The following is a 25,204-nucleotide window of genomic DNA, read 5'->3' as shown; positions in this document are numbered from 1 at the left end:
AGAATCCATCGGATCCCATCAGGACGTGGAGTGGAGGCGTGATGAACGAGACCGTGTCCGGCGGCACGCGACCGCGGACCCTGGCCGAGAAGGTCTGGGACGACCACGTGGTGGTCGAGGGCGAGGGCGAGGGCGGGTCCCGGGGGCCCGACCTGCTGTTCATCGATCTCCACCTCGTACACGAGGTCACCAGCCCGCAGGCCTTCGACGGTCTCCGCCTGGCCGGACGCCGGCTCCGCCGCCCGGACCTGACCCTGGCGACCGAGGACCACAACGTCCCGACCGACATCGTCGGCGGTGCGGTCAACCTCATCGCCGACCAGACCTCGCGGATCCAGATCGAGACGCTGCGTTCCAACTGCGAGGAGTTCGGTGTCCGGCTGTACCCGATGGGCGACCTCGAGCAGGGAATCGTCCACGTCGTGGGTCCGCAGCTCGGCCTGACCCAGCCGGGCATGACCGTGGTGTGCGGCGATTCGCACACCTCGACCCACGGCGCATTCGGCTCCATCGCGATGGGCATCGGCACCTCCGAGGTCGAGCACGTCATGGCCACCCAGACGCTGGCCCTGCGTCCGTTCAAAACCATGGCCGTCACCGTCACCGGCGAGCTGCAGCCCGGCGTCACCGCCAAGGACCTCATCCTGGCCGTCATCGCCCAGATCGGCACCGGCGGCGGGCAGGGCTACATCATCGAGTACCGCGGCGAGGCCATCGAGAAGCTGTCGATGGAGGCGCGGATGACCATCTGCAACATGAGCATCGAGGCCGGTGCCCGGGCCGGCATGATCGCGCCGGACCAGATCACCTACGACTACCTGCGCGGTCGCCCGCACGCACCCGCGGGTGACGAGTGGGACGAGGCCGTGCGGTACTGGGACGGGCTCCGGACCGATGACGACGCGGTGTTCGACACCGAGGTCGTCATCGACGGTGCCGCGCTCACCCCCTTCGTCACCTGGGGCACCAACCCCGGTCAGGGCGTGCCCCTGGGTGCGGCCGTCCCCGACCCGGAGACCTTCACCGACGAGAGCGCGCGCATCGCCGCCGAGAGCGCTCTGGAGTACATGGACCTCGAGGCCGGCACCCCGATGCGGGACGTGCCCGTCGACGTCGTGTTCGTCGGCTCGTGCACCAACGGCCGCATCGAGGACCTGCGCGCCGTCGCCGAGGTCGTCGACGGTCACACGGTGGCCGACGGGGTCCGGATGCTCATCGTGCCCGGCTCGATGCGCGTGCGCGAACAGGCCGAGGCGGAGGGCCTGGACAAGGTCTTCACCGCGTTCGGCGCCGAATGGCGCCAACCAGGCTGTTCCATGTGCCTGGGCATGAACCCGGACTCGTTGCTGCCGGGCCAGCGGTGTGCGTCCACATCGAACCGCAACTTCGAGGGCCGCCAGGGCAAGGGGGCCCGCACCCACCTGGTCAGCCCGTCGGTCGCCGCGGCCACCGCGGTGCTCGGACACTTCGCCTCACCCGTCGACCTCGAGCCCGCGAAGGGGGCCTGACACCTCATGGAGCCGATCACCACCCACACCGGCATCGGCGCCCCGCTGCGCCGCTCCAACGTGGACACCGACCAGATCATCCCGGCCGAGTACCTCAAGCGCGTCACGCGCACCGGATTCGAGGACGGACTCTTCTCCTCCTGGCGGGCGAAGGAGCCCGACTTCGTCCTCAACCGGGCGCCCTACGACCGCGCCTCCGTCCTGGTCGCCGGACCGGACTTCGGCACCGGGTCCTCGCGCGAGCACGCCGTGTGGGCCCTGATGGACTTCGGGTTCCGTGTGGTCATCTCATCGCGGTTCGCCGACATCTTCCGCGGCAACTCCGGCAAGTCCGGACTCGTGGCCGCCCAGGTCGAACAGGAGAACGTCGAACTCCTGTGGAAGGTCATGGACGAGCGACCGGGTATCGAGCTGACCGTCGACCTGGTGTCGCGCACGGTCACGGCCGGCGACGTCACGGTGCCGTTCGACATCGACGACAACACGCGGTGGCGTCTCATGGAGGGGCTCGACGACATTGGTCTCACGCTGCGTGAAGCCGATCAGATCGCGGAGTTCGAGAGTCGCCGGCCCGCGTTCAAGCCGGTCACCACCCCACGCTGACCTCGGGATAAGAACTTGTTTCGGAGTAACCTCCGAAATGCCCCCGGCTGGCAAAAACGTGTGAGTATGCTTATGTTTAGTCGGCGCGGACCGGTACCGCGCCCGCATACCTCAACCAAAGGGGGATCCCCACGTGAACAAAGCCGACCTGATCGCCGAACTGGCGGACCGGATGGGCGGAGATCACCAACTCGCCACCGAGGCCCTGGAGAACACTCTCGACATCATCGTCCGGACCGTCGCGTCCGGGGAATCCATCACCATCATGGGTTTCGGCATCTTCGAGAAGAAGTCCCGTGCGGCCCGGGTCGCCCGTAACCCCCATACCGGCGAGTCGATCCCGGTACCGCCGACCCACTCACCGGTGTTCCGGCCGGGCCAGTACTTCAAGTCCGTCATCCAGGGCACCGAGTCGCTCCCCGAGGACCGGCTCGCCGCGAAGCGCTCCAGCTCCCACCAGTCGTTCGGGGGCCTGCGCAAGAATGGTGTGAACCACCGCGAGAAGGTCAGCTGACCGACCGGCCCGCTACCGCAGCTCAGAACAGCGGTAGCGGGCTGGGGTAGTAGTCGGCGTAGGTCGGCCGCGTGCCGTCGAACCCCAGGGCCCACACGCCGGCCTTCTTGGTGGCGGCCTCGCCGACGTCGATGTCGGTCGAGCCCGCCAGGTCCCGGATCATCCCGGGGATGGCGGTTCCCTGCGAGGACACCACGGCGACGCCGTCGCCCGGGGCGATCGCGGCCAGCCGGGCCACGGCGGCTGCCGGGTCGTCGAGGTACGCCTCGTCGCTCAGCGCCGGTTCGATCGCGATCCCCACCCCGAGCTCGTCCGCCAGTGGCGCGAGTGTCTGTTCGCACCGGACCCTGGGCGCGCTGTACAACCGGGTCACGCCGAACGCCCGGAGCATCGGCACGAGCATCTCGGCCTGCGCCCGTCCGGACTTGTCGAGGGGACGCAGGTCGTCGTTCCCGCTCCACTGGCTCCTGCTGCCGGCCTTGGCGTGCCGGACGACGAGCAGGGTCTTTCCCTCGGGCGGGGCCGCGCAGAAGCGGGTGAGGATCTTACGGTCCAACGGGTAGGAGACCAGATCCTTGGCCTGCTCCACCGGGAGCCACCGGATCTCGTCGACCTCCGAGTTCGGCTCGAAGGTCCCCTCGCAGGCCATCGCCGACCAGTACGTGACCTCCTTGCGGGTGTTCTCCTTGAGGGGGTAGCCGGTGGTGCCGATGCGGGACTGCAGGACGGCGGTGAATCCCGTCTCCTCGGCGATCTCCCGGACAGCGGTGACCGGCAACGATTCGCCCGCGTCGACCTTGCCCTTGGGCAGGGACCAGTCGTCGTAGCGCGGGCGGTGGACCACCGCACACAGGCGCGAGTCGCCGTCCGTGAGGTACAGGACCGCACCCGCCGCCGGCACCACCCGGACCGTGGCCTTCTTGCTCATCGGTCCCGGAATCCCGCGTGCAGGGAGGCCGACCGCTCCTGATGGTCGACCGACTCGGCCCAGTCCTCCGGGGCGGGCATACGGGCCCAGCTGGCGTCGTGCCGGAGATGGAAGCTGCGCGTGGCCGGATCGAGGGCCGAGTCGAAGATGCGGTGGATCTGGGCCTTGAGCCGGGGATCGGTGACGGTGACCATCACCTCTACGCGGCGGTCCAGATTGCGGTGCATCATGTCCGCACTGCCGATGAGGGCCTCGTCGGCGCCCCGGAAGTGCAGGATCCGGGAGTGCTCGAGGAAGCGCCCGAGAATCGAGCGGACGTGGATGTTCTCGCTCAGGCCGGGGACGCCCGCTCGGAGGGAACAGATGCCACGGACCACGATGTCGACCGGAACCCCGGCCTGGGATGCGCGGTACAGGGCATCGATGACCTGCTCGTCGACGAGGGCGTTCGCCTTGAGCCGGATACCGGCCTCGCGTCCCTCGGCGGCCAGCTCGATCTCGCGGTCGATCCGCTCGATGATCCCCGTCCGGATGCCCTCCGGCGCCACGAGGAGGCGGCGGTACTTGCTCACGTTGGAGAACCCGGTCAGGTGGTTGAACAGATCCGTCAGGTCCGACACGACGTCCTCGTCGGCGGTGAACAGGCCGACGTCCTCGTACAGGCGCGCCGTCTTGGGGTTGTAGTTGCCGGTCCCGATGTGCGCGTAGCGCTGGAGCCGGTCGCCTTCCTTGCGCACCACGAGGCAGGTCTTGCAGTGGGTCTTCAGGCCCAGGAGGCCGTACACGACGTGGACTCCGGCCTGCTCGAGCTCGCGGGCCCACCGGATGTTGTTCTGCTCGTCGAAACGGGCCTTGATCTCCACGAGCGCGACGACCTGTTTGCCGGCCGCGGCGGCATCGACCAGCGCGTTGACGATGGGGGAGTCGCCGGAGGTCCGGTACAGGGTCTGTTTGATCGCCAGGACGTCGTCGTCGGCAGCGGCCTGTTCGATGAACCGCTGGACCGTGGTGGCGAACGACTCGTAGGGGTGCTCGACGAGGACGTCGCCCTCCTGGAGGGAGGCGAAGATGTTGCGGGCCGTCTCCCTCTCACCGAACGCCGGGGGAGTGGCCGGCACCATGGGCGGGTCCTTGAGATCCGGCAGGTCCAGCCCGTGGATCTGCCAGAGCCCCGTGAGGTCCAGCAGGCCCGAGAACCGGATGACGTCAGCCGAGTCCACGTCGAGCTCACGCTGCAGGATGCGGAGCATCCGCGGGGTGGTGTCCTCCGCTATCTCCAGCCGCACGGCCGATCCGAAGCGCCGGCGGGCGAGTTCGCGCTCGAGTGCCTGCAGCAGGTCCTCGTCGCGGTCCTCCTCGACCTCCATGTCCGCGTTGCGGGTCACCCGGAACACGTGGTGCTCGACGACCTCCATGCCCTGGAACAGATCCTGGAGGTGCGCGGCGATGATGTCCTCGGCGGGGACGAACGCGTACTCGTCCGGGCCGCCGCGGTCGACCCGGACGAAGCGCGGGACGTTGTGCGGGATCTTCACCCGGGCGAAGTGCTCCTGGCCCGAGTCCAGGTCGCGGATGATCACCGCGAGGTTCAGGCTCAGCCCGGAGATGTACGGGAACGGGTGGGCGGGATCCACAGCGAGGGGCGTGAGGACGGGGAAGATCGAGTTACGGAACAGCTCCGCGAGGGTGAAGCGTTCCTCGGCCGTGAGGTCGGCCCAGGGCAGGATCCGGATCCCGTGCTCCTCCAGCGCCGGGCGGATCTCGTCCTCGAACAAGCGGGTCTGTTCGTCGCACAGTTCCCGGGTCCGTCGGCTGATCCGGCCCAGCTGCTCGGCGGGGGTCTGGCCGTCCGCGGAGCGTACGGACAGTCCCGTCTTGTCGCGGCGCTGGAGACCGGCCACGCGGACCATGTAGAACTCGTCGAGGTTCGAGGCGAAGATCGCGAGGAACTTGGCTCTCTCCAGCAGCGGGAGGTCCTTCTCCCCGGCGAGTGCGAGGACCCGGGCGTTGAAGTCGAGCCAGCTCAGTTCGCGGTTGAGGTAGCGGTCGCGGGGCCGGGGCAATCCCTGGAGGGCGGTCGGTTCGGCGGTCACGGGACCATTGTGGCCGATACCCCGGTCGAGTGGGCGAGGAGGCGGACGGAGGGGTCACGGAGGGCCGCGGCGGTGGCGGGACCGACGGACCGCCCCGGCAACCTCGCGAGATCCTCCGGGACGTCGACATCCCGGGCGGCGGCGGCCAGATCGCCCACCGCCGCGATCTGTACCGCGCCGCCCTCGTCGCGGTACCGGGCGGCCGAATCGACACCGAACCGGCAGACACGGGGACCGGGCGCGCCGGTCCAGAACGCCATCGTGGTCCCGGCTCCGCGGTGGTCCGTGACCGTGGCGTGCGGGTGCCGGCCGGCGATGTCCAGGATCCGCGCGAGGTGCTCGGGTCGCAGTTCCGGGAGATCCGCCGCGACCACTCCGACCGGACCCGGGACGTCGGCGAGTGCGTTGTCCAGGGCGAAATTGAGGGGGTCACCGTGGCGGGGGTCCGTACGGGCGGGTTCGTCGACGAACTCCGCCCCCGCCCCCGAGGCCAGTTCCTCCACACGGGGGTCGGCGGAGACGACGCGAACGCGGGCGACTCCCGGGGTCCCCCGGCAGGCGGCCAGGACGTCCACGGCCATCGCCACCACGAGAGCCCTCCTGCCGTCCGCGGTGAGTGCGGGCACCAACCGGCTCTTGGCGCGCTCGAGCGCCTTGACGGGGACGACGATCGTCCACCCGTCAGCCGTCGACCCGCCGTGCCCCGCTGTGCTCATCGCCCGCCATCCTGCCAGCCGGGCCTCACGAGCGTCCTCCGCCGGGTAGCGTTTGACCACGATCCGCCTGAGGGTGGCGGTTGGGAGCAGGTCGACGGTCGGGAGGCGATGATGGCGCGGATCGCGGTGATGGGTGCGGGGTCCTGGGGGACTGCGGTCGGCAAGGTTCTCGCCGACGCCGGATCCGAGGTCGTGATGTGGGCCCGTCGGGACGAGGTGGCAGCCGGGATCAACGACGCGCACTGCAACTCCAAATACCTCCCCGGCATCGTGCTGCCGGCGACGGTCACCGCGTCGACCGACCCGGCGCGGGTCCTGGCCGGCGCCGAGGAGGTCGTGCTGGCGGTCCCGTCCCAGAGTCTGCGGGGCAACCTCGAGCACTGGGTCGACCACCTCGAGCCGGAGGCCGGGGTGATCTCGCTGGCCAAGGGCATCGAGACAGGGACCCTGATGCGCATCAGCGAGGTCGTCGCGGAGGTCACCGGGCTCGACGATCGCCGGATCGCCGCGCTGTCCGGCCCCAACCTCGCGAGGGAGATCGCGGAGGGGCAGCCCGCGGCGACCGTGATCGCCTGCACGGACGACGAGCGCGCGGCCCGGCTCCAGGACGCCTTCTCCACGCCCTACTTCCGCCCGTACACCAACACCGACGTCGTGGGCTGCGAGATCGGTGGCGCCACCAAGAACGTCATCGCCCTCGTGTGCGGCATCGCCACCGGGATGGGGCTGGGCGACAACACCATGGCCACCCTCGTCACCCGAGGGCTGGCCGAGACCACCAGGCTCGGCGTGGCGCTGGGCGCCAACCAGATGACCTTCGCGGGGCTGGCGGGCCTCGGGGACCTCGTGGCGACCTGCACCTCGCCCCTGTCCCGCAACCGGACCTTCGGCGAGCGTCTGGGCAGGGGAGAGACCCTGGAACAGGCCCAGCAGGCCACCAACGGTCAGGTCGCCGAGGGGGTCAAGTCGTGCACGTCGATCCGCGAACTGTCCCGTAGGGTCGGGGTGGAGATGCCGCTGACGGAGGCGATCCACGAGATCTGTCACGAGGGGGGCGACGCCGTCGAGGTGGCGGTGCGCCTCATGAGGCGGAGCACCAAGCCCGAGTAGCCTCGGCCCGGTGAATCGCATCACCGTTGCCGTCCTCTACGGCGGTCGCAGCTCGGAGCACTCCGTGAGCTGCGTCTCCGCCGGCGCCGTCATGTCGCACCTCGACCCCGCCCGCTACGAGGTCATCCCCGTCGGGATCACCGAATCCGGGACGTGGACGCTCGGCCCGGAGGACGTGTCCGACCTGCGGATCGTCGACCGCAGCATGCCGGTCGTCGACCCACACCGCCCCCGGGTCGCACTGGGGCTGTCCACCGACGACCGTGGGGTCCTGCGGTTCTCAGACGGTGACCGGGCGGGGGAGGAACTCTCACGGGTGGACGTCGTCTTCCCCGTCATGCACGGCACCCACGCCGAGGACGGGACCGTCCAGGGGTTGCTCGAACTCTCGGGCATCCCCTATGTCGGCCCGGGAGTGTTCGCCAGTGCCGCCGGCATGGACAAGGAGTTCACCAAGGTCGTCCTGGGCGCGGCGGGACTGCCGATTGGGCGGCAGGTCGTGCTCCGGCCGGGTACGGAGACACTCTCGGCGTCGGACCGCGACCGCCTGGGCCTGCCCTTGTTCGTCAAGCCGGCCCGCGGCGGCTCGTCCATCGGCATCACCAAGGTGTCGCGGGCGGAGGAACTCGATGCGGCGATCACGGAGGCGCGACGCTTCGATCCGAAGGTGATCGTCGAGGCCGCGATCGTCGGGCGCGAGGTCGAATGCGGGGTCCTCGAGTACCCCGATGGCCGGGTGGAGGCGAGCCTGCCCGCCGAACTGCACATCCCCGGCGAGCCCACCGGCGGGGAGGGCGAGACCGAGGGTGACGCGTTCTACGATTTCGACACCAAGTACCTCGACGACGTCACCACCTTCGACCTTCCCGCCGATCTGTCGGACGAGGAGAACGGGCGACTGCGCGCACTGGCCGTGGAGGCGTTCCACGCCTTGGATGCCCGGGGGCTGAGTCGGGTGGACTTCTTCGTCACCGCCGACGGGCCGGTGATTAACGAGGTCAACACCATCCCCGGGTTCACGCCGATCTCCATGTACCCGCAGATGTGGGCGGCGACGGGCGTGGACTACCCGACCCTGCTCGACACCCTGGTGCGGACCGCGCTCGCCCGCGGCTGAGACGACCGCCCTCCGGCCCCGATCGGCCGGGTCAGCCGATCGGTGCGGGATCCGGCTCGACGGCCTCGAGGGTCGCGCCGAGCGCGTCGGACAGGTCCTGGATCGGTCCGGTGCCACTGCCGTCGGGCAGCGTCACCGCGACGAACTGCGGACGATCGACCGCGACCCAGGTCGACGCGGTGACCGCCGGGTCCGGATCAGGCTCGTTGAACCACTGGACGCCGTTGACCTCCTGCAGGCCCACCCCCACCGTGAAGGTCGGCGGAGCCGGCAGCCCGCAGCGGACGATCACCGGTTCGGCATCGGGCATCCGGTACGCCGCCGCCCCCTCCGGCGCCGGTTCGGCGAGAGCGACCCGGCCGGCCTCCCCGAGCGACTCCGGGAGCGCCTCGAGCAGCGTCGCGCACTCCTCGGACCCGGCTCCGGGCGAGGGGATGGGCACCGCGGCCACCGGCTCGCTCGCGGCCGCCTCCCTGGCCTCCTCACCCACCGAGCGGAACAGCACCAAGACGACGGCGAGCATGACCAGCGGGACGACCACCGCGAGGACCACCACGATGGTCGACACGGGGACCGCCCGCGCACCCGGGGTACCGGTGTCCCGCGGGCCGGCGTCATACCGCCCGGCCGGGTCCGAATCCGTCGAAGCCACGTCGTGTCGTCCTTCCTCCCACGATCGGCCGCCGACTCGGGCAGCCGCTAACCTGACGGCAACGCTACAGACCCCCGCCGGTGTGCCCGGCGACGAGACACCACGGGAAGCAGAGGTGGCCGCCGTGTCCGACCGCGCCCTCACCGTCGCCGAGGCGGGCGAGGCCGCGGTGCTCGCCGTCCTGCGCGGCGCGGCCGGGCACGCCGTAGACGACCCGGTCGGCAACGGCGACGACGCCGCGGTTCTGGGACCCGCCGCTGCCACCGTGGTCACCACCGACATGCTCGTCGAGGGCACCCACTTCCGTCTCGACCTCACCGGCTGGGGCGACGTGGGCAGGCGCGCGGTGGCGCAGAACGTCTCCGACGTCCTGGCGATGGGGGCCGAGTGCACACGTGTCCTGGTCGCCCTCGCCGTACCGGCCGCGACGACGATGGGGCAGATCGCGGACCTTGCGGAGGGTGTTCACGGGGAGGCCGCGCGATCCGGCGCCGTCGTGGTCGGCGGGGATCTCACCAGAGCGGACCTCGTCGTCGTCGGCGTGACGGCGATCGGCACCCTCCCGCACGGAGCCCGCCCCCTGAGGATCGACGGGGCGGAGCCCGGCGACACGGTCGCGCTCACCGGCGCGCCCGGACGCTCGGCCGCCGGGCTGGCGCTGCTCCTGGCCGGGCACCCCGACGGCCCGCTCCAGCGGTCGCACCGGGTACCCGTACCGCCGATCGGTTCCGGCACCGCCGCCCGGCTGGCTGGCGCGCGGGCTCTCACCGACGTCAGCGACGGTCTGCTGCGCGACCTGTCGGGGCTAGCGCGGGCCTCGGGGGTCGCGGCCGACCTCGTCACCGACTCGCTGCCCGTCGACCCGATCCTGGCCGACGCCGCGGGAACACTGGGCGTCGCGGACCCCGGGCGACAGGTGCTGGACTGGGTCCTCGACGGTGGTGAGGACCACGGACTGCTCGGGACGTTCCCACCCGGGGCGGTGCTCCCGCCCGGGTTCACGGCGATCGGCACCGTCCGGTCGGGAGAGCCCGGCCGGGTCACCGTCGACGGTGAGCCCCGCACACCGGGAGGCTGGGACTCCGCCCGCGGCGCGAACTAGGCTGAGCCGCATGGCTGTCTACGCACTGGGAGACCTCGAACCCGACATCGCACCCGACGCCTGGGTGCACCCCGATGCGGTGGTCATCGGCCGGGTGACGCTCGGCGCCGGCGCCTCGGTGTGGCCCACCGCGGTCCTGCGCGGGGACTACGGGCGCATCGAGATCGGCGCCATGACCAACATCCAGGACGGCACGATCGTCCACTGCACGGCCACCGAACCGACGATCATCGGCGCTCACTGCGTGGTGGGGCACAACGCGCACATCGAAGGTGCGACCATCGGGGACGGCGCCCTCATCTCGTCGGGTTCGATCGTGCTCAACGCCTCCGTGATCGGGGCCGGGGCGGTCGTGGCCGCCGGGTGCCTGGTCCCGCCCCGCTTCGAACTCCCCGCCCGTCGGATGGCGATGGGGATGCCGGCGAAGATCCGCGAGGGATTCGAGGTGGACCCCGCGATGCTCGAGGGCAACACCCAGATGTATCACGACAACGCCATCCGCTACCGCGCCGACCTGCGTCGACTCGACTGACCGGTGAGCGACCGACACGCCCCGCCCACCCCGTTGGCCGACCTCCTCGACCCCGGCTGGGCTCGTGCACTCGCGCCCGTCGAGGAGCGGATCCACCGGATGGGCGATTTCCTCCGCGCCGAGAACGCGGCGGGCCGGGGATACCTCCCCGCCGCCGACCGGGTCCTGCGTGCGTTCACCCAGCCGTTCGACGACGTGCGCGTGCTCATCGTGGGGCAGGACCCGTACCCGACGCCCGGCCACGCCGTCGGACTGAGTTTCGCGGTCGACGGCGACGTGCGCCCGCTCCCGCGAAGCCTGGTCAACATCTATCGCGAGTACACGGACGACCTGGGACTGGCGGCCCCCGGGCACGGCGACCTCGGGGCCTGGAGCCGTGCAGGGGTCCTGTTGCTCAACAGGGTGCTCACCGTCGCGCTCGGGGAGCCCGCCTCCCACCGCCGCAAGGGGTGGGAGGAGGTCACCGGGCGGGCGATCGAGGCCCTGGTCGAGCGGAATCGCCCGATGGTGGCGATCCTGTGGGGACGTCACGCGCAGTCGCTGGCGCCGATGCTGGGGGACACCCCCGTGATCGCGTCCGCGCACCCGTCGCCGCTCTCGGCGTCGCGGGGGTTCTTCGGCTCACGGCCGTTCAGCCGGGCCGACGAGGAACTGCGGGGACTCGGCGTCGAGCCGGTGGACTGGCGACTGCCCGAGGATCCGCTACAGATGTAGCGGCCCCGGCCGGTCCACGACGTGGCGTTCCCGGCTCAGCCCCGTCCGAACTCCGGGCGGCGTTTGGCGACGAACGCATCCACGCCCTCGATGCCGTCCGGCGAGACGGCGAGGCGGGCGATCGACTCGCGCTCGGCGTCGAGCTGATCCGCCAGTGTGGCGTTCTCGGAGGCACGCAGGAGCGCCTTCGCGGCGGCGTAGGATGCGCGCGGTCCGGCCGCGAGACGCACCGCCAGCGACCGGGCGGCCTCTCGGACATCGCCGTCGACGAAAGTCGTGAGCAGGCCCAACTGGAACGCGCGCCCACCGTCCATCGGTTCGTTGCCGAGGATGAACGCCCGCGCCGCGGGCTGACCGACGGCCCGCGGCAGGCGCCACGACATCCCTCCGTCCGGCGACAGCCCGATGCCCGGGTAGGCAGCGAGCAGTCGGGTGTCGGGCCCGCCGACCGAGAAGTCCGCGGCCATGGCCAGCGAGGCGCCGGCGCCGGCCGCCCACCCCGCGACCGCGGCGACCACGGGCACGGTCACCTCGTCGAGCATCCGGACGACTCCGTGCAGCCGGTCCGCGAGCTCCCGCACGTGCTCCGAACGATCCTCGGCCGCGGCGAAGCCCGGGACGTTGCCGCCGTTACAGAAATTCTTGCCCAGGCCCACCAGCAGGACCGAACCGGCGTCGATCTCGCCGTCGAGGAGCGCACGGAGGGTGATGGCCGCCTGGTCGACCGCGTCGGAATCGAGTGAGTTGCCCTTGCCCTCCAGCGAGACCGGGAGCGTGAGTACCCCGTCGGTGAGAGTGACGAGGGGGGTGGCGGTGAGGTCTGCGGTCATCGTGGTGCTCCCGGGTCGTGTCGGCCGTCTCGGCTAGTCGGACGGCTGTCGAGTGCAGAGGGTACTAGGCTTGGCCGGGCCGACAGGGAAGATGGCCGCAGGGGTGGGAGCGCGGTGAGGAGGGGTGATGACGCAGGAGTCGACACGTGTCGAGGAACGCCCGTCGACCCTCGACGCGCACGGGCTGCTCACGTGGGCCCGGCGGTGCGTCGAGCAGCTCGCCGCCCGCCGCGAGGAGATCAACGCCCTCAACGTCTTCCCGGTCCCCGACGCCGACACCGGAACGAACCTGCTCTACACCATGCGGGCGGCCGTGGACCGGGCCGAGGGCGAGGACGCGTGGATCTCCGAGGGCGGGGGCACCGCCGGCGCCCGCGAGATCGCCGTCGCGCTGGGCCACGGGGCCGTGCACGGTGCGCGGGGGAACTCCGGCGTGATCCTGTCGCAGGTGTTGCGGGCGGTCGGCGAGGCGGCGACCTTCACCGTGGTCGACGCCTCCACCTACCGGCGCGCACTGCGGACCGCGGTGACCCTCGTGGACCACGCGTTGAGCGAGCCGGTCGAGGGGACCATCGTCACGGTCCTGCGGGAGGCCGCGGCCGCGGCCGGACGGTCCTCCGCCTCCTCGCTGGTCGAGGTGGCCCGCGTGGCCGCCGACGCCGGCGCCGAGGCGCTCGACAGGACCACGTCACAACTGCCCGCGCTGAGCAGGGCCGGCGTCGTCGACGCCGGCGGGCGTGGGCTGCTCGTCCTGCTGGACGCCATGGTCGAGATCCTGGCGGGTCAGACCCCCGAACGGCCGGACTACTTCATCCCGAAGGACGGCGCAGAGGCGTCGTCAACGCCCGGGCACGATACGGACGAACCGCACGAGGACGCCGGGACCCGCTACGAGGTGATGTACTCCCTCACCCACTCCGACGACGCGCGCGCCGACGAGCTGCGGACCGCACTCCGGATGGTGGGCGACAGCGTGGGTGTCGTCGGCGACGGTGGCTCCGGAGCCAATGCCAGGTGGGCGGTGCATGTCCACACCGACGACATCGGCGCCGCGATCGAGGCGGCCCTGTCGCTCGGGCGGGTCACCGAGATCCGGGTGACCGACATGCTCGACCCCGTGGGCGATCGACCCGGGCAGCACCGGGCCCACGACGCCGGGGACCCGCACGGTTCGGACCCGCGAACCGGCGACCCCGGGCTGCGCAAGGTCGTCGCCATCGTGCCGGAGGGGCCGCTGGCCGACCTGTTCTCCGAGGCCGGGGCGGCGACCGTCGACCCCGGGGACGACGGGGAGGGCGTGATCGACGCGGTGCTCGCCGTCGACGCCGACGAGCTCCTCGTGCTCCCCAACGGCGAACTGTCCCGCGACCAGATCGGCGCGATCGACGCCGCGCTACGCGACGGCGAGGGTCACGCACTGATCCTGCCGACCGGATCCGTGGTCCAGGGCCTGGCCGCCCTGGCGGTGCACGACCCCACGACCACCCTGTCGCTGGACGGGTTCTCCATGGCCGACGCCGCGGCCGGGACCCGGCACGCCCACCTGATCCGGGCGGAGCAGGACGCGCTGACCCTGGTGGGTCGGTGCACGGCCGGCGACCTGCTCGGCGTGGTGGGGCACGACGTCGCACTGATCGAGTCCGACGCGGTCGACGCGGTGTGTGCGCTCGTCGACCGGGTGCTGTCCTCCGGAGGCGAACTCGTCACCGTACTGTTCGGTGACGCCTACGACGAGGCGGCGACCGAGTCGGCGCTGTCCCGCGTGCGGTCTTCCCACCCCGACATCGAGGTGGTCGGGTACGCCGCAGGCCCCGGGCGGGCCGTGGCCCAAGTCGGGGTCGAATGACCTCTCTGGCCACCACGGACACCCCGCTCGCCGAGGTCCTCGACCCCGGGCTGGCGGAGCGCATCACCGCCGCCTTCGGGCACCGCAGCGTCGGCGACCTGTTGCACACTCTGCCGCGCCGCTACCGGCAGCACGGGCAGCGCTACGACAAGCGGGAACTGGTCGACGGCGAGCGGGTCACGGTGATCGGCAAGGTCACCACTGCGCAGACCCGCACCTACCAGACCAAGCAGCGGCAGACGCGGGAGATGCTCACGCTGACGGTCGAGGACGGCGACACGACGTTCCGGGTCGTGTTCTTCGCCGGGCGCAAGATCAAGTTCATGCTCCCGGTGGGGACGCTGGCGATGTTCGACGGCACCGTTTCCCGCTTCCGCCGGTCACTGGACCTCAAGCATCCCGAGTTCCTCGTCCTGCGTCCGGTGACCGGCCCGGGCGGCCAGCTCAAGGGGTCCGGCGATCTCGCCGCGTTGGCCCGCCTGGCCGCGGAGATCGATGCCGAGGGCGGACCGAGCCTGTTCGACCGGCCACTGTTGCCCGTGTACGCGGCCAAGGAGGGGGTCACCTCCTGGGACCTGCTCGGCGCGGTGGTCACCGCCCTTCGGGCGTTGGTGCCGGTGGTCGACCCGCTCGACGACACGGTCCGGTCGGTGGCGGGCCTCATGGACCTCGACGAGGCACTGCGTAAGGCCCACCTACCCGAGAACTCCCGGGACAAGGATCGGGCCGGGTACCGGCTGCGCTTCGACGAGGCACTCGCGCTGCAGTTGCTGCTCGGCGCCAGGCGCCGGTTCGTCGCGCGGGACCCGGCGCCGGCCAGCCCGGTGCGCGGGGACGGGCTCCGCGCGGCCATGGAGGCCCGGATGCCGTTCGAGCTCACCGGCGGACAGGCGTCGGTACTGGAGGAGATCTCGGCGGACCTGACCCGTGACGAGCCCATGAACCGGCTCCTGCAGGGCGAGGTCGGCTCGGGCAAGACCGTGGTGGCGTTGTTGGCGATGCTCCAGGTGGTCGACGCCGGGCGGCAGTGCGTGATGCTGGCCCCCACCGAGGTCCTGGCGGTCCAGCACCACCGTTCACTGACTGCGATGCTCGGCGATCTCGGTGAGCGCGGCAGGTTGGGAGCGGCCGAGCAGGCCACCCGCGTGGTGCTGCTCACCGGGTCGATGTCCACGGCCCAGCGGCGCGCGGCCCTGCTCGACATCGTCACCGGGGAGGCCGGGATCATCGTGGGGACCCACGCGTTGATCCAGGACTCGGTGGACTTCTTCGACCTGGGACTGGTGGTGGTGGACGAGCAGCACCGCTTCGGCGTTCGACAACGCGACCGACTGCGCGCCAAGGGGCGCGAGGGACTGGTTCCCCACCTGTTGGTGATGACCGCGACCCCGATCCCGCGGACCATCGCCATGACCGTGTTCGGGGACCTGGAGGTCTCCGAACTCCAGGAGCTCCCCGGTGGGCGTCGCCCCATCTCCACCTCCGTCGTCCCGGCGAGGGAGAAGCCGCGCTGGCTCGAGCGGACCTGGGAGCGGGTCCGCGAGGAGGTGGAGGCCGGCCACCGTGCGTACGTCGTGTGCGCCAGGATCGACGCCGACGACTCCGAGAAGGGCGGCGACAACAAGGGCGGAGACGACAAGGGCGGCGACAACAAGGGCGACGACGACAACAGCAGCGACCGACCGCCGTTGGCCGCGGCCGTGGACCTGCACGAGCACCTCTCCACCGGGCCCCTGTCCGGACTGAGGATCGGACTCATGCACGGCCGACTCCCGCCGGAGGAGAAGGACGCCACCATGGCGGCGTTCGCGACCGGCGCTCTCGACGTCCTCGTCTCCACGACCGTGATCGAGGTCGGCGTGGACGTTCCCCAGGCCACCGTCATGGTGGTCATGGATGCCGAGCGCTTCGGCGTGAGCCAGCTGCACCAGCTGCGTGGCCGCGTAGGCCGGGGCGGACTGCCCGGCCTGTGCCTGCTGGTGACCAACTCCCGCACCGGGGGCCGCTCGATGGAGCGGCTCGACGCGGTGGCGGCCACGACGGACGGCTTCGTGCTCGCGCAGCTGGACCTGGTGCAGCGTCGCGAGGGCGACGTCCTCGGGGACGCACAGTCCGGTGCCCTTTCGGCGTTGCGGCTGCTGTCGGTGGTCGACGACGGTGAGGTGATCGAGATCGCCCGACGCCACGCCGAACAGATCCTGGAGACCGACCCGGGGCTGCACGCTCATCCGGCGCTCGCGGAGCGGGTCCGCCGCCTGGCCGGCTCCGAGGAATCCGACTACCTGTTCAGATACTGACCCACGACCACAGGGAAGACATGACCCGCATCATCTCCGGCCGCCTGCGCGGGCTGTCGATCACCGTGCCGCCAGCCGGCACCAGGCCCACCACGGACCGCGTCCGCGAGGCGCTCTTCAGTGCCATCGGAAGCCGGGTCGACCTGGACGGCGCGGCCGTTCTCGACCTGTTCGCAGGCTCCGGCGCACTCGGGCTCGAGGCGGTCTCGAGGGGAGTCGACGTGGCGTGGTTCGTCGAGGAGAACCAGCGCGCGGTGGCGTGCCTGAAGAAGAACACGGCGGGCGCGTCGTCGTCGTTGTCGTCGTCCTCGTCGTCGTCCCCGTTCCGCCTCACCGTGAAGCGCGCGGCGTTGCCCGCCGCGGTCCGTGGCCGGTGCCCCGTCGAGGGCGGATTCCACCTCGTCCTGGCCGACCCCCCGTACGAGCGGTCCGCGGAGCTGGACGAACCGGTGCTGGACGCCCTGCTCGCCGGGGGGTGGCTCGCGGAGGACGCGCTCGTCGTGTGGGAGCGGTCGAAGCGGGACCCGGCCGTGCGGTGGCCGGGCGGGTACGAGGTCGTGTTCGAGCGCACCTACGGCGAGACCGCCGTGGAGATGGCCCGGCCTGTTGATACGGTCGGGCCATGACCACCGTCGTGTGCCCAGGTTCCTTCGATCCGGTGACCCTCGGGCACCTCGACATCATCCGGCGAGCCGCCGCTCTGTTCGACGACGTGATCGTCTGCGTGGTCGCCAACCCCAACAAACAGGGCACCTTCTCGATCGACGAACGCAAGGCGATGATCGACGAGGTCTGCGCCGACATCCCCGGGGTGCGGGTGGACAGCTTCTACGGCCTGCTCGTGGACTACTGCCGCGATCAGGGTGCCACCGCCGTGATCAAGGGGCTGCGCGACTCCACCGACTACGACTACGAGTTGCCGATGGCCCACATGAACCGCTCGATCGCGGGGATCGACACCGTCTTCCTGCCCACCCGGGCCGACCTGGCGTTTGTCTCCTCGTCGCTGTGCCGCGAGGTCACCCGACTCGGCGGCGACGTCTCCCACCTGCTCCCGGAGCAGGTCGCCCGGGCCCTGAGGGAGCGCCTGGGCTGACGGGGAGGGCGGGGCGCGCGGCGTCGGCCCGCCGGACCTGCCGGACACACCGCCCACGCACCGGCCCGGCGACCTGTGTTGCGGGCACACTGGTGGGGCAAGAGTGACGATCCGGTGAAGGGACGAGCGTGTACCGAGTGTTCCAGGCCCTCGATGAGCTGAACGCGATGATCGAGGACGCCCGCAGTCTGCCCATGACCGCGAACTGCGTGGTGCCCCGGCACGAGTCCCTGCTGTTGCTCGACGACATCCGTGACTCGTTCCCCGGCGAACTCGACGACGCCCAGGACGTGCTGGACCAGCGCGACAGGGTGCTCGCGGAGGCCGATGCCACCGCCCGGGAGACGGTCGCCGCCGCCGACGCCGAGGCGGACCGCACCCTGCGCGAGGCGCGCGAGGACGCGGATGCCATGCTCGCCGACGCCAAGGCCCGCGCCGACCGGATGGTCGCCGAGGCGACCACCCACGCCGACGGGCTGGTGGGCGACGCCCGCGCCGAGTCGGCGGAGCTCCTCGACCGCTCGCGTCGGGATGCCGAGTCCACCACGAGCCGCGCCCGCGCCGAGGCCGACCGGCTCGTCGAACAGGCCAACATCCTCTACGACCGCACGATCACCGAAGCCCGGCAGGAGCAGCAGCGGATGCTGTCCGAGTCCGAGGTCGTCCGCATCGCCGACGAGGAGGCCGCGCGGGTGCGGGACGCCGCGCACGCCGAGAGCGAGCGTCGGCGCGAGGAATGCGACGCCTACATCGACGAGAAGATGGCCCGGTTCGAGGAGTTCCTCGGCACCACGATGCGCACCGTCAGCCGGGGTCGCGAGGAACTGCACGGGGTCGCCCCGGTCGGGCGACGGGAGCCCACCGGTCGGCGGGGGGTCCGCGAGGACGAGCGCCCGGGCGACGGGTACGGGGACTACTGACGCCGGCGGGTAGTCTGCTGGGCGTGTCCACCACCTCCCGTTCCCCCCGCCACGGCCGCCCTGCCGCCGATTCGCTCGTCCTCGACACCCGCGTCCTCGGACGCGCGCCCGGTTCGATGGTGCCGGTGCAGCGTGCCGCCGTACTGCCCTCGGCCATCGGCGTGGAGTTCATCCGGATCCCCGAGGGCTCCGAGGTGGACCTCGACCTCATGCTGACCTACGTCGACGAGGGTGTGCTGGTCACCGGTTCCGTCACCGGGCGGGCCGAGGTCGAGTGCGCACGCTGCCTGGGCGAGTTCTCCGCCTGGGTGGGCGTCGACCTGACCGACATGTTCGCTGCCGAGGGCACCGCCGCGGCCGAGGCCGCCGAACAGGACGAGGTCCGTCTCCTCGACGGCGACCTGCTCGACCTCGAGCCCGCGCTCGTCGACGCGTTCGGTCTGGAGTTCCCCATGTCGCCGACGTGCACCGACTACGGTCACGACGAGTGCATCAACCCCGACACCCCCGCTCCCGACGGCGTTTCCGGCGACGCCGAGGGCCGGATCGACCCGCGCTGGGCCGGGTTGGCGGAGAAGTTCGGGTCCACCGGAGCCGGCGATGCCGGTGAGGACCGCGCGTGACGGACCAGCCGTCGCCCCTGGACTCCGTCCTGGGGGTCGCCCTCCCCGCCGACCTCGCCACCCAGGCTCTGACCCACAGGTCGTACGCCTATGAGCACGGCGGTCTGCCCCACAACGAGAGGTTGGAGTTCCTCGGCGACGCGGTGCTCGAGTTGGTCGTGACGGAGTACCTCTACACGGCGTACCCGGACCGTCCCGAGGGGGACCTCGCCAAGATCCGCGCGAGCCTGGTCAACACCTACGTCCTGGCCGACATCGCGCGCGAGATCGGCCCCGGCGGCCTGGGAGATCACCTGCGGCTCGGCCGCGGTGAGGAACTGACGGGCGGTCGCGACAAGCACTCGATCCTCGCCGACACCCTCGAGGCGGTGTTCGGGTCGGTCTATCTGACCCACGGGCTCGAGACGGCCCGGGATCTGATCGAACGGATCATCGGCGACCGACTGCAGGTGGTCCCGCATCTGGGGGCGGCGCTCGACTGGAAGACCAGCCTGCAGGAGAAGTGCGCGTCGACGGGCAGGCCCAGGGTGCGGTACGAGATCACCTCCACCGGGCCGGACCACGACAAGACCTTCGCCGCGGTGGTGTTCGTGGGCGATGAGTCCCTGGGCGAAGGGACCGGACGCACCAAGAAAGAGGCCGAACAGAAGGCCGCCGAGCAGGCGTGGTCCGCCCTGGACGGGACCACCCGCTGACGTGCCCGAACTACCCGAGGTCGAGGTCGTCCGCAGGGGCCTGGCCGATCACGTCGTCGGGCGTGCGATCACGGCCGTGGAGGTCAGCGGCGCCCGCACCGCCCGTCGGCAGCCGGGCGGCGCTCCCGAGATCGTCGCGCGTCTGACCGGCCGCACCGTCAGCGGCGCCCGGCGTCGCGGCAAGTACCTGTGGCTCACCCTGGACTCCGACCACGCGGCGGGCGCGGACTGTCTGCTCGTGCACCTGGGGATGAGCGGTCAGATGTTGGTCGCCGAGGGCGGTGCGCCGCCGGTACGCCATCTGCACGCGCGAGCCGAGCTCGACGACGGCATGGAGCTGCGTTTCGTCGATCAGCGGACGTTCGGCGGGTGGACGGTCGTGCCGCTGGCGGAGGCCCTCGACGGCACGGGGCAGCTCCTGCCCGCGCCGGCCGCCCACATCGCGGCGGACCCGTTCGAGCCCGGGTTCGACCCCCTCGTCGCCGCCCGGACGATCCGACGCCGGGACACCGAGATCAAGCGCCTCCTGCTGGATCAGACCGTGGTCTCGGGGATCGGCAACATCTACGCCGACGAGGCCTTGTGGCGCTCCGGTCTCCACGGCCGCCGGCGGTCCGGCGCCGTGACACTCCGCGCCGTGACCCGGGTCCTCGAGCACGCCCGCGAGGTGATGGCGGACGCGCTGGCGGCCGGCGGCACCTCATTCGACGCGCTGTACGTCAACGTCAACGGCGCCTCGGGGTACTTCGATCGCTCCCTCGACGTCTACGGACGGGCGGGCCTGCCGTGCGCGCGGTGTGGGACGGCCGTGGTGCGGGAGGACTTCATGAACCGCGGTTCGCACTTCTGCCCGGTCTGCCAGCCCGCGCCACGCCGGTCCCGCCCGCCACGTCGGTCCCGCGCGCCGCGGCGGGGCTGAGGTGGCCCGCGGACCGGTCGTACGATGACCGCATGACTGAGTCGACGCCCCCCACCCCCACGCAGACGCCCGCGCCGGCCGCCCCGCAGGCGGCGCACCCCGGTCCCGATCTCCGTGTCGAACGCACCGGGACCCGACGCTACGTGGGGACATCTTCCCGGGGGGCCCGGGTCGAGATCGGCTCGGCCGACGTCGAGGGGGTGTTCACCCCGGGGGAGTTGCTCAAGATCGCGCTCGGGGCCTGCACGGCCATGGCCTCCGACTTCACGATCTCCCGCCGGTTGGGTGACGACTACTCCGCGACCGTTCGCGTCTCCGGAGACGCCGACCGCGAGAACGAGCGATACCCGCTGCTGGAGGAGAGCTACGAGCTCGACCTGTCCGGGCTCGACCCGGCGATGGCCGAGCGACTGGTGGCGATGATCCGGCGCTCGGTGGACTCCGCGTGCACGGTCGGCCGGACGCTCACCGCGGGCACCGAGATCGAGCTGGGCTTCGAGACCGGGGGCGGCGAGGCATGAGCGCCCCGGGAGCCGACCGGGTCCGGCTGGTCGCCTGGGTCCACGGCCGCGTCCAGGGCGTGGGCTTCCGTTGGTGGACCCGCAGCCGGGCACTCGAACTGGGGCTGAGCGGGTACGCGGCCAACAAGCCGGACGGGCGCGTCCACGTGGTGGCGGAGGGACCGGCGCCCGCGTGCCGTGACCTGTTGGAACTCCTCCGCGGCGGCGGGACCCCCGGCCACGTGGACCTCGTCGTCGACACCTGGGAGCCGGCCCGGGGCGGACTCCCGGGATTCGTCGAACGCTGACCTAGGATCGACAACCGTGTATCTCAAGTCGCTGACGCTCAAGGGCTTCAAGTCCTTCGCGGCGCCGACGACCCTGAGATTCGAGCCCGGAATCTGCTGCGTGGTGGGGCCCAACGGGTCGGGAAAGTCCAACGTCGTCGACGCCCTGACCTGGGTCATGGGCGAGCACAGTGCCAAATCGCTGCGCGGCGGCAAGATGCAGGACGTCATCTTCGCGGGGACCACGGGAAAGCAGCCGCTCGGCCGCGCCGAGGTCACCCTCACCCTGGACAACTCCGACGGCGTGCTGCCGATCGACTACGCCGAGGTGTCGATCACCCGCCGGATGTTCCGCGACGGCGCCGCGGAGTACGAGATCAACGGCGACCGCGCCCGACTCATGGACGTGCAGGAACTGTTGTCGGACTCAGGGATAGGCCGCGAGATGCACGTCATCGTCGGCCAGGGCAAGCTCGCCGAGATCCTCGAGTCCAAGCCGGAGGAGCGCCGGGCGTTCATCGAGGAGGCCGCCGGCATCCTCAAGCACCGGCGCCGCAAGGAGAAGGCCCAGCGCAAGCTCGCCGGGATGCAGGGCAACCTGGACCGGTTGAACGATCTCACCACCGAACTGCGGCGCCAGCTCAAGCCGCTGGGGCGGCAGGCCGAGGTCGCGCGCCGGGCGCAGACCATCCAGGCGGACCTGCGCGACGCCACGTTCCGCCTCGCCGCCGACGACCTGGTCACCCGTCGACGCGAGCTCGCGGATGCCGAGAGTGTTCGCTCCCGGTTGGCGGACCAGGTCGCGCAGGCGGTCGACCGCAGGGACGAGCTGGTGCGGGCCGTCGCAGACACCCAGGCCGAGCTCGATCGGCTGACCCCGGACGCCGACGCCGCGCAGCAGCGGTGGTTCGCCTTGTCGACGTTGGCGGAGCGGGCCCGCGCCACCGCCCGGATCGCCGCCGACCGCGCGCGGTCGCTGGCCGCCGAGGTCGCCGTGCACCACGGCACCGACCCGGACGAGCTCGAGCGCCAGGCCGAGCGGGCCGCCGCGCACGAGGAGGAACTCGCCGCCCAGGTCGACGCCGCCGCCGAGAAGGCCCGTCTCGCGACGGAGGCGCTCGGACGGGCCGAGTCGACGCTCGCCGCGCTCGAGGCCGAGCATCTCAAGGCCGTCCGGGCGATCGCGGACCGCCGGGAGGGCGTGGCCAGGCTCGCGGGCAAGGTCGAGACCCTCGCCGCGAGAGTGGAGTCCACCCAGGCGGAGATCGCGCGCGTGGACGCCGAGGCGGAGGTCGCGCGCACCGCCGTGGTCGACGCCGAGGCCGAGTTCGACGCCGTCCACGCCAGGGTGGGGGCGCACGAGCAGAGCGAGCGGACCCTCGACGAACACCTGGGGCGGGCCGAGCGCGCCCACCTGGCGGCACGGGCCCGGCTGGCGGAGTTGCAGGGGATCGAGCGGGAGGCCGACCAGCGGATCGCGCGGCTGGCCGCCCGGATCGAGACTCTCGAGCAGAACAAGGGCGCCGGGGACGGCGCCGAGTGGGTCCTGCGGCACCTCGGGGCCGACGCCGTCGCCGGGACGGTGGGGGAGATGCTCGGCGTCCGCGACGGGTGGGAACGCGCCGTGGGGGTCGCCCTCGGGCCGGCCGTCGACGCGGTGGTCGTGGACACCTCCGTGGACCGGCGCCAGGTACTTGCGGCGTTGCGCGAGGCCGACGCGGGCCGGGCCGGTCTCGTGGGCGCCGGGGCGCCGGGTGGCGACTACCGCCTGGAGGTCGACCTGGTCGGCGGGGCACGCTGGGCGCTGGACGTGGTGGACGTCCCGGAGGACCTCGTGGCGGCGGTGACCGCCCTGTTGGTCGATGTGGTCGTGGTCGACGACCTCGCCGCCGCCCACGCCCAGGTCGAAGCGGACCGCCGCGTGCGCGCGGTGACCCGCGACGGGGAGCTGGCCGGTGCGGGGTGGACCGTGGGCGGGTCCGCGTCGGGGCGGACGGGGTTGGAGATCCAGTCGGCGATCGACGCCGCGGTCGTCGAGCGCGACGCCGTTCGGGCCGAGATCGAGACCACCCGCGCCGAGTTGGCCGGCGCCGCGGCCGAGGACACCGAGCGGGCGGACCGGTTCTCCGAGACGCTCGCCGCCATCAGCGAGTCCGACGCCGCGATCGAGGAGATCTACGCGGAGCTCGCCCGTATCGGCAAGCGACGGCGTCGCGCCGAGGCCGAGGTGCGGCGCCTGGAGCAGACCCGCCGGATCTCGGTGGACAAGCTCGACGCCGCGCGCGCCGAACACGCCGAGCTGACCGACCGACTCGCCAGGGCCGGGGACGACGACGAGGTCCGGCCACCCGAAGACGACGGGCGCGGTGCCGCGCAGGCCGCGGTGGCCTCGGCCCGGGCCGCGGAACTCGAGGCCAGGCTCGCCCACCGGTCGGCCGAGGAGCGGGCCGCCGGCGTCCGCGGCAAGTCGGCGTCCCTGCGGCGGGCCGCGCAGGCGGAGCGCGAGTCCCGGGCCCGGGCCGCCAGGGCGGCGGCGCAGCGGCGCCGCGGCGCCGAGGTCGCCGGCGTGGTCGACGAACTCAGCGGGCGGCTGCTCGCGCGGCTCGACGAACTCATCACCGCCGCCGGAACCGAGCGGGACCGGCTCTCGGCCGCGCGCGCCGAGGCCACCGCTGGTGTCGCCACGCTGCGTGGTGATCTCGCGGCCGCCGAGTCCGAGGTGTCGAGGCTCGGCGACGCCGCCCACCGCGACGAGATCGTCCGGGCGCAGCTCGAGGTCAAGGTCTCGGAGCTCGAGGCGGCGGTGCTCGAGCGTCACGGTATCGAACCGCAGGCCCTCGTCGAGGAGTACGGCCCCGACGTGGACCTGCCGCCGTCGGCATTGGAGATGCAGGAGTACGAGGCGGCTCGCGAACGTGGTGAGGACGTGACCCCGCCGCCGCCGATGCCGTTCGTGCGCGCCGAACAGGAGCGTCGTCTCAGGTCGGCGCAGAAGGACCTGGCCACCCTGGGCAAGGTCAACCCGCTGGCGTTGGAGGAGTTCGCGGCGCTGGAGGAGCGCTACGCGTTCCTGTCCACCCAGCTCGACGACGTGAAGAAGGCCCGGTCCGACCTGGAGGGGGTGATCGACGACGTCGACGAGCGCATCGAGCAGATCTTCACCGAGGCGTGGGTCGACGTCGAGCGCGAGTTCCGGGGTGTCTTCTCCACGCTCTTCCCCGGAGGGGAGGGGCGACTGATCCTCACCGAGCCGGAGGACATGCTCGCCACCGGGATCGAGGTGGAGGCGCGACCACCGGGAAAGAAGGTGAAGCGGTTGTCGCTGCTGTCCGGCGGCGAAAAGTCGCTCACCGCGGTCGCCATGCTGGTGGCGATCTTCAAGGCCCGCCCCAGCCCGTTCTACGTCATGGACGAGGTCGAGGCGGCGCTCGACGACACCAACCTGCGGCGGCTCATCGGGCTGTTCGAACAGCTTAGGGAGACCAGCCAGCTCATCGTCATCACCCACCAGAAGCCCACCATGGACGTCGCCGACGTGCTCTACGGGGTGTCGATGCAGGGCGACGGCATCTCCAAGGTCATCTCCCAACGCATGCGCTGAG

General features: G+C 71.7%; 24 protein-coding genes. 19 read left to right on the top strand and 5 right to left on the bottom strand.

All coding sequences use genetic code 11. The features are described 5' to 3' along the window. The first annotated feature begins 41 nt into the window (after nucleotides 1-41). The 3 genes from leuC (at nucleotide 42) to AB5G72_RS09775 (ending at nucleotide 2,625) form a co-directional block, all read left to right on the top strand. Nucleotides 42-1,508 (top strand): 3-isopropylmalate dehydratase large subunit, encoded by a 1,467-nt coding sequence (gene leuC / locus AB5G72_RS09785; protein WP_440219771.1) that lies wholly within the window; start codon nucleotides 42-44, stop codon nucleotides 1,506-1,508. Between the two features lie 6 nt (nucleotides 1,509-1,514). Continuing rightward, nucleotides 1,515-2,111 carry a 3-isopropylmalate dehydratase small subunit gene (gene leuD / locus AB5G72_RS09780; protein WP_154827747.1) on the top strand — a complete coding sequence of 199 codons (597 nt, stop codon included), beginning with the start codon at nucleotides 1,515-1,517 and terminating at the stop codon, nucleotides 2,109-2,111. 133 nt (nucleotides 2,112-2,244) lie between these two features. After that, nucleotides 2,245-2,625 (top strand): HU family DNA-binding protein, encoded by a 381-nt coding sequence (locus AB5G72_RS09775; protein ID WP_067717527.1) that lies wholly within the window; start codon nucleotides 2,245-2,247, stop codon nucleotides 2,623-2,625. Nucleotides 2,626-2,647: 22 nt separating this feature from the next. On the opposite strand, the gene AB5G72_RS09770 is transcribed toward AB5G72_RS09775, so the two are convergent. From AB5G72_RS09770 to cofC, 3 genes are read right to left on the bottom strand one after another with little or no spacing between them, the layout of a single operon-like run. Further along, nucleotides 2,648-3,553, bottom strand: coding sequence for an NUDIX hydrolase (locus tag AB5G72_RS09770; RefSeq protein ID WP_120283532.1), 906 nt, complete (start codon nucleotides 3,551-3,553; stop codon nucleotides 2,648-2,650). Further along, nucleotides 3,550-5,646 (bottom strand): RNA degradosome polyphosphate kinase, encoded by a 2,097-nt coding sequence (locus AB5G72_RS09765; protein ID WP_132061045.1) that lies wholly within the window; start codon nucleotides 5,644-5,646, stop codon nucleotides 3,550-3,552. The genes AB5G72_RS09770 and AB5G72_RS09765 overlap by 4 nt, the downstream gene beginning before the upstream one ends. Beyond that, nucleotides 5,643-6,362, bottom strand: coding sequence for a 2-phospho-L-lactate guanylyltransferase (gene cofC / locus AB5G72_RS09760; RefSeq protein ID WP_440219770.1), 720 nt, complete (start codon nucleotides 6,360-6,362; stop codon nucleotides 5,643-5,645). Before cofC ends, AB5G72_RS09765 begins: the two co-directional genes overlap by 4 nt. A gap of 111 nt (nucleotides 6,363-6,473) precedes the next feature. Between cofC and AB5G72_RS09755 the strand changes: the two genes are divergently transcribed. Both AB5G72_RS09755 and AB5G72_RS09750 read left to right on the top strand, forming a co-directional pair. Beyond that, nucleotides 6,474-7,472: an NAD(P)H-dependent glycerol-3-phosphate dehydrogenase gene (locus AB5G72_RS09755; protein WP_069388469.1), complete on the top strand. Its 999-nt coding sequence runs from the start codon at nucleotides 6,474-6,476 to the stop codon at nucleotides 7,470-7,472. A 10-nt stretch (nucleotides 7,473-7,482) separates the two neighbouring features. Further along, nucleotides 7,483-8,589: a D-alanine--D-alanine ligase family protein gene (locus AB5G72_RS09750; protein ID WP_440219769.1), complete on the top strand. Its 1,107-nt coding sequence runs from the start codon at nucleotides 7,483-7,485 to the stop codon at nucleotides 8,587-8,589. 31 nt (nucleotides 8,590-8,620) lie between these two features. On the opposite strand, the gene AB5G72_RS09745 is transcribed toward AB5G72_RS09750, so the two are convergent. Further along, nucleotides 8,621-9,241 (bottom strand): DUF3515 domain-containing protein, encoded by a 621-nt coding sequence (locus AB5G72_RS09745; RefSeq protein WP_253001910.1) that lies wholly within the window; start codon nucleotides 9,239-9,241, stop codon nucleotides 8,621-8,623. Between the two features lie 115 nt (nucleotides 9,242-9,356). On the opposite strand from AB5G72_RS09745, the gene thiL reads away from it, so the two are divergent. From thiL to AB5G72_RS09730, 3 genes are read left to right on the top strand one after another with little or no spacing between them, the layout of a single operon-like run. Further along, nucleotides 9,357-10,343, top strand: a complete 987-nt coding sequence (gene thiL / locus AB5G72_RS09740; RefSeq protein ID WP_440219768.1) for a thiamine-phosphate kinase — start codon at nucleotides 9,357-9,359, stop codon at nucleotides 10,341-10,343. A 10-nt stretch (nucleotides 10,344-10,353) separates the two neighbouring features. Next, nucleotides 10,354-10,875 (top strand): gamma carbonic anhydrase family protein, encoded by a 522-nt coding sequence (locus AB5G72_RS09735; protein WP_440219767.1) that lies wholly within the window; start codon nucleotides 10,354-10,356, stop codon nucleotides 10,873-10,875. Nucleotides 10,876-10,878: 3 nt separating this feature from the next. Beyond that, nucleotides 10,879-11,589 carry a uracil-DNA glycosylase gene (locus AB5G72_RS09730; RefSeq protein WP_440219766.1) on the top strand — a complete coding sequence of 237 codons (711 nt, stop codon included), beginning with the start codon at nucleotides 10,879-10,881 and terminating at the stop codon, nucleotides 11,587-11,589. A 35-nt stretch (nucleotides 11,590-11,624) separates the two neighbouring features. Here AB5G72_RS09730 and AB5G72_RS09725 read toward each other — a convergent pair whose 3' ends face one another. Continuing rightward, the gene (locus tag AB5G72_RS09725; RefSeq protein ID WP_440219765.1) at nucleotides 11,625-12,419 is read right to left on the bottom strand and encodes an enoyl-CoA hydratase-related protein; all 795 of its coding nucleotides are present in this window, start codon (nucleotides 12,417-12,419) and stop codon (nucleotides 11,625-11,627) included. 127 nt (nucleotides 12,420-12,546) lie between these two features. On the opposite strand from AB5G72_RS09725, the gene AB5G72_RS09720 reads away from it, so the two are divergent. The 11 genes from AB5G72_RS09720 (at nucleotide 12,547) to smc (ending at nucleotide 25,203) form a co-directional block, all read left to right on the top strand. After that, nucleotides 12,547-14,265 (top strand): DAK2 domain-containing protein, encoded by a 1,719-nt coding sequence (locus AB5G72_RS09720; RefSeq protein WP_440219764.1) that lies wholly within the window; start codon nucleotides 12,547-12,549, stop codon nucleotides 14,263-14,265. After that, the gene (gene recG, locus AB5G72_RS09715; RefSeq protein ID WP_440219763.1) at nucleotides 14,262-16,562 is read left to right on the top strand and encodes an ATP-dependent DNA helicase RecG; all 2,301 of its coding nucleotides are present in this window, start codon (nucleotides 14,262-14,264) and stop codon (nucleotides 16,560-16,562) included. The genes AB5G72_RS09720 and recG overlap by 4 nt, the downstream gene beginning before the upstream one ends. Nucleotides 16,563-16,582: 20 nt before the next feature. Beyond that, nucleotides 16,583-17,188, top strand: a complete 606-nt coding sequence (gene rsmD / locus AB5G72_RS09710) for a 16S rRNA (guanine(966)-N(2))-methyltransferase RsmD (protein ID WP_440219762.1) — start codon at nucleotides 16,583-16,585, stop codon at nucleotides 17,186-17,188. Further along, nucleotides 17,185-17,658 (top strand): pantetheine-phosphate adenylyltransferase, encoded by a 474-nt coding sequence (coaD, locus tag AB5G72_RS09705; protein WP_154827719.1) that lies wholly within the window; start codon nucleotides 17,185-17,187, stop codon nucleotides 17,656-17,658. Before rsmD ends, coaD begins: the two co-directional genes overlap by 4 nt. A 128-nt stretch (nucleotides 17,659-17,786) precedes the next feature. After that, nucleotides 17,787-18,578, top strand: a complete 792-nt coding sequence (locus tag AB5G72_RS09700; RefSeq protein WP_325767745.1) for a DivIVA domain-containing protein — start codon at nucleotides 17,787-17,789, stop codon at nucleotides 18,576-18,578. A gap of 23 nt (nucleotides 18,579-18,601) precedes the next feature. After that, a complete protein-coding gene (locus AB5G72_RS09695) occupies nucleotides 18,602-19,201 on the top strand; it encodes a YceD family protein (RefSeq protein WP_440219761.1) in 600 nt (199 codons plus the stop codon). Then, on the top strand, nucleotides 19,198-19,896 hold the full coding sequence (rnc, locus tag AB5G72_RS09690; protein WP_440219760.1) for a ribonuclease III: 699 nt from the start codon (nucleotides 19,198-19,200) through the stop codon (nucleotides 19,894-19,896). Before AB5G72_RS09695 ends, rnc begins: the two co-directional genes overlap by 4 nt. 1 nt (nucleotide 19,897) lies before the next feature. Then, complete coding sequence (mutM, locus tag AB5G72_RS09685; RefSeq protein WP_440219759.1) at nucleotides 19,898-20,815, top strand: bifunctional DNA-formamidopyrimidine glycosylase/DNA-(apurinic or apyrimidinic site) lyase; 918 nt, start codon at nucleotides 19,898-19,900, stop codon at nucleotides 20,813-20,815. A 32-nt stretch (nucleotides 20,816-20,847) separates the two neighbouring features. Next, nucleotides 20,848-21,336, top strand: coding sequence for an OsmC family protein (locus AB5G72_RS09680; RefSeq protein WP_440219758.1), 489 nt, complete (start codon nucleotides 20,848-20,850; stop codon nucleotides 21,334-21,336). Continuing rightward, nucleotides 21,333-21,623, top strand: a complete 291-nt coding sequence (locus tag AB5G72_RS09675) for an acylphosphatase (RefSeq protein ID WP_440219757.1) — start codon at nucleotides 21,333-21,335, stop codon at nucleotides 21,621-21,623. The genes AB5G72_RS09680 and AB5G72_RS09675 overlap by 4 nt, the downstream gene beginning before the upstream one ends. A 16-nt stretch (nucleotides 21,624-21,639) precedes the next feature. Then, complete coding sequence (smc, locus tag AB5G72_RS09670) at nucleotides 21,640-25,203, top strand: chromosome segregation protein SMC (RefSeq protein ID WP_440219756.1); 3,564 nt, start codon at nucleotides 21,640-21,642, stop codon at nucleotides 25,201-25,203. The last annotated feature ends 1 nt before the right edge of the window (nucleotide 25,204 follow it).

The organism is Dietzia sp. MNB45 (assembly GCF_051994785.1).
Lineage (GTDB): Bacteria > Actinomycetota > Actinomycetes > Mycobacteriales > Mycobacteriaceae > Dietzia > Dietzia kunjamensis.
This window is presented reverse-complemented; position numbering and strand designations above follow the sequence as displayed.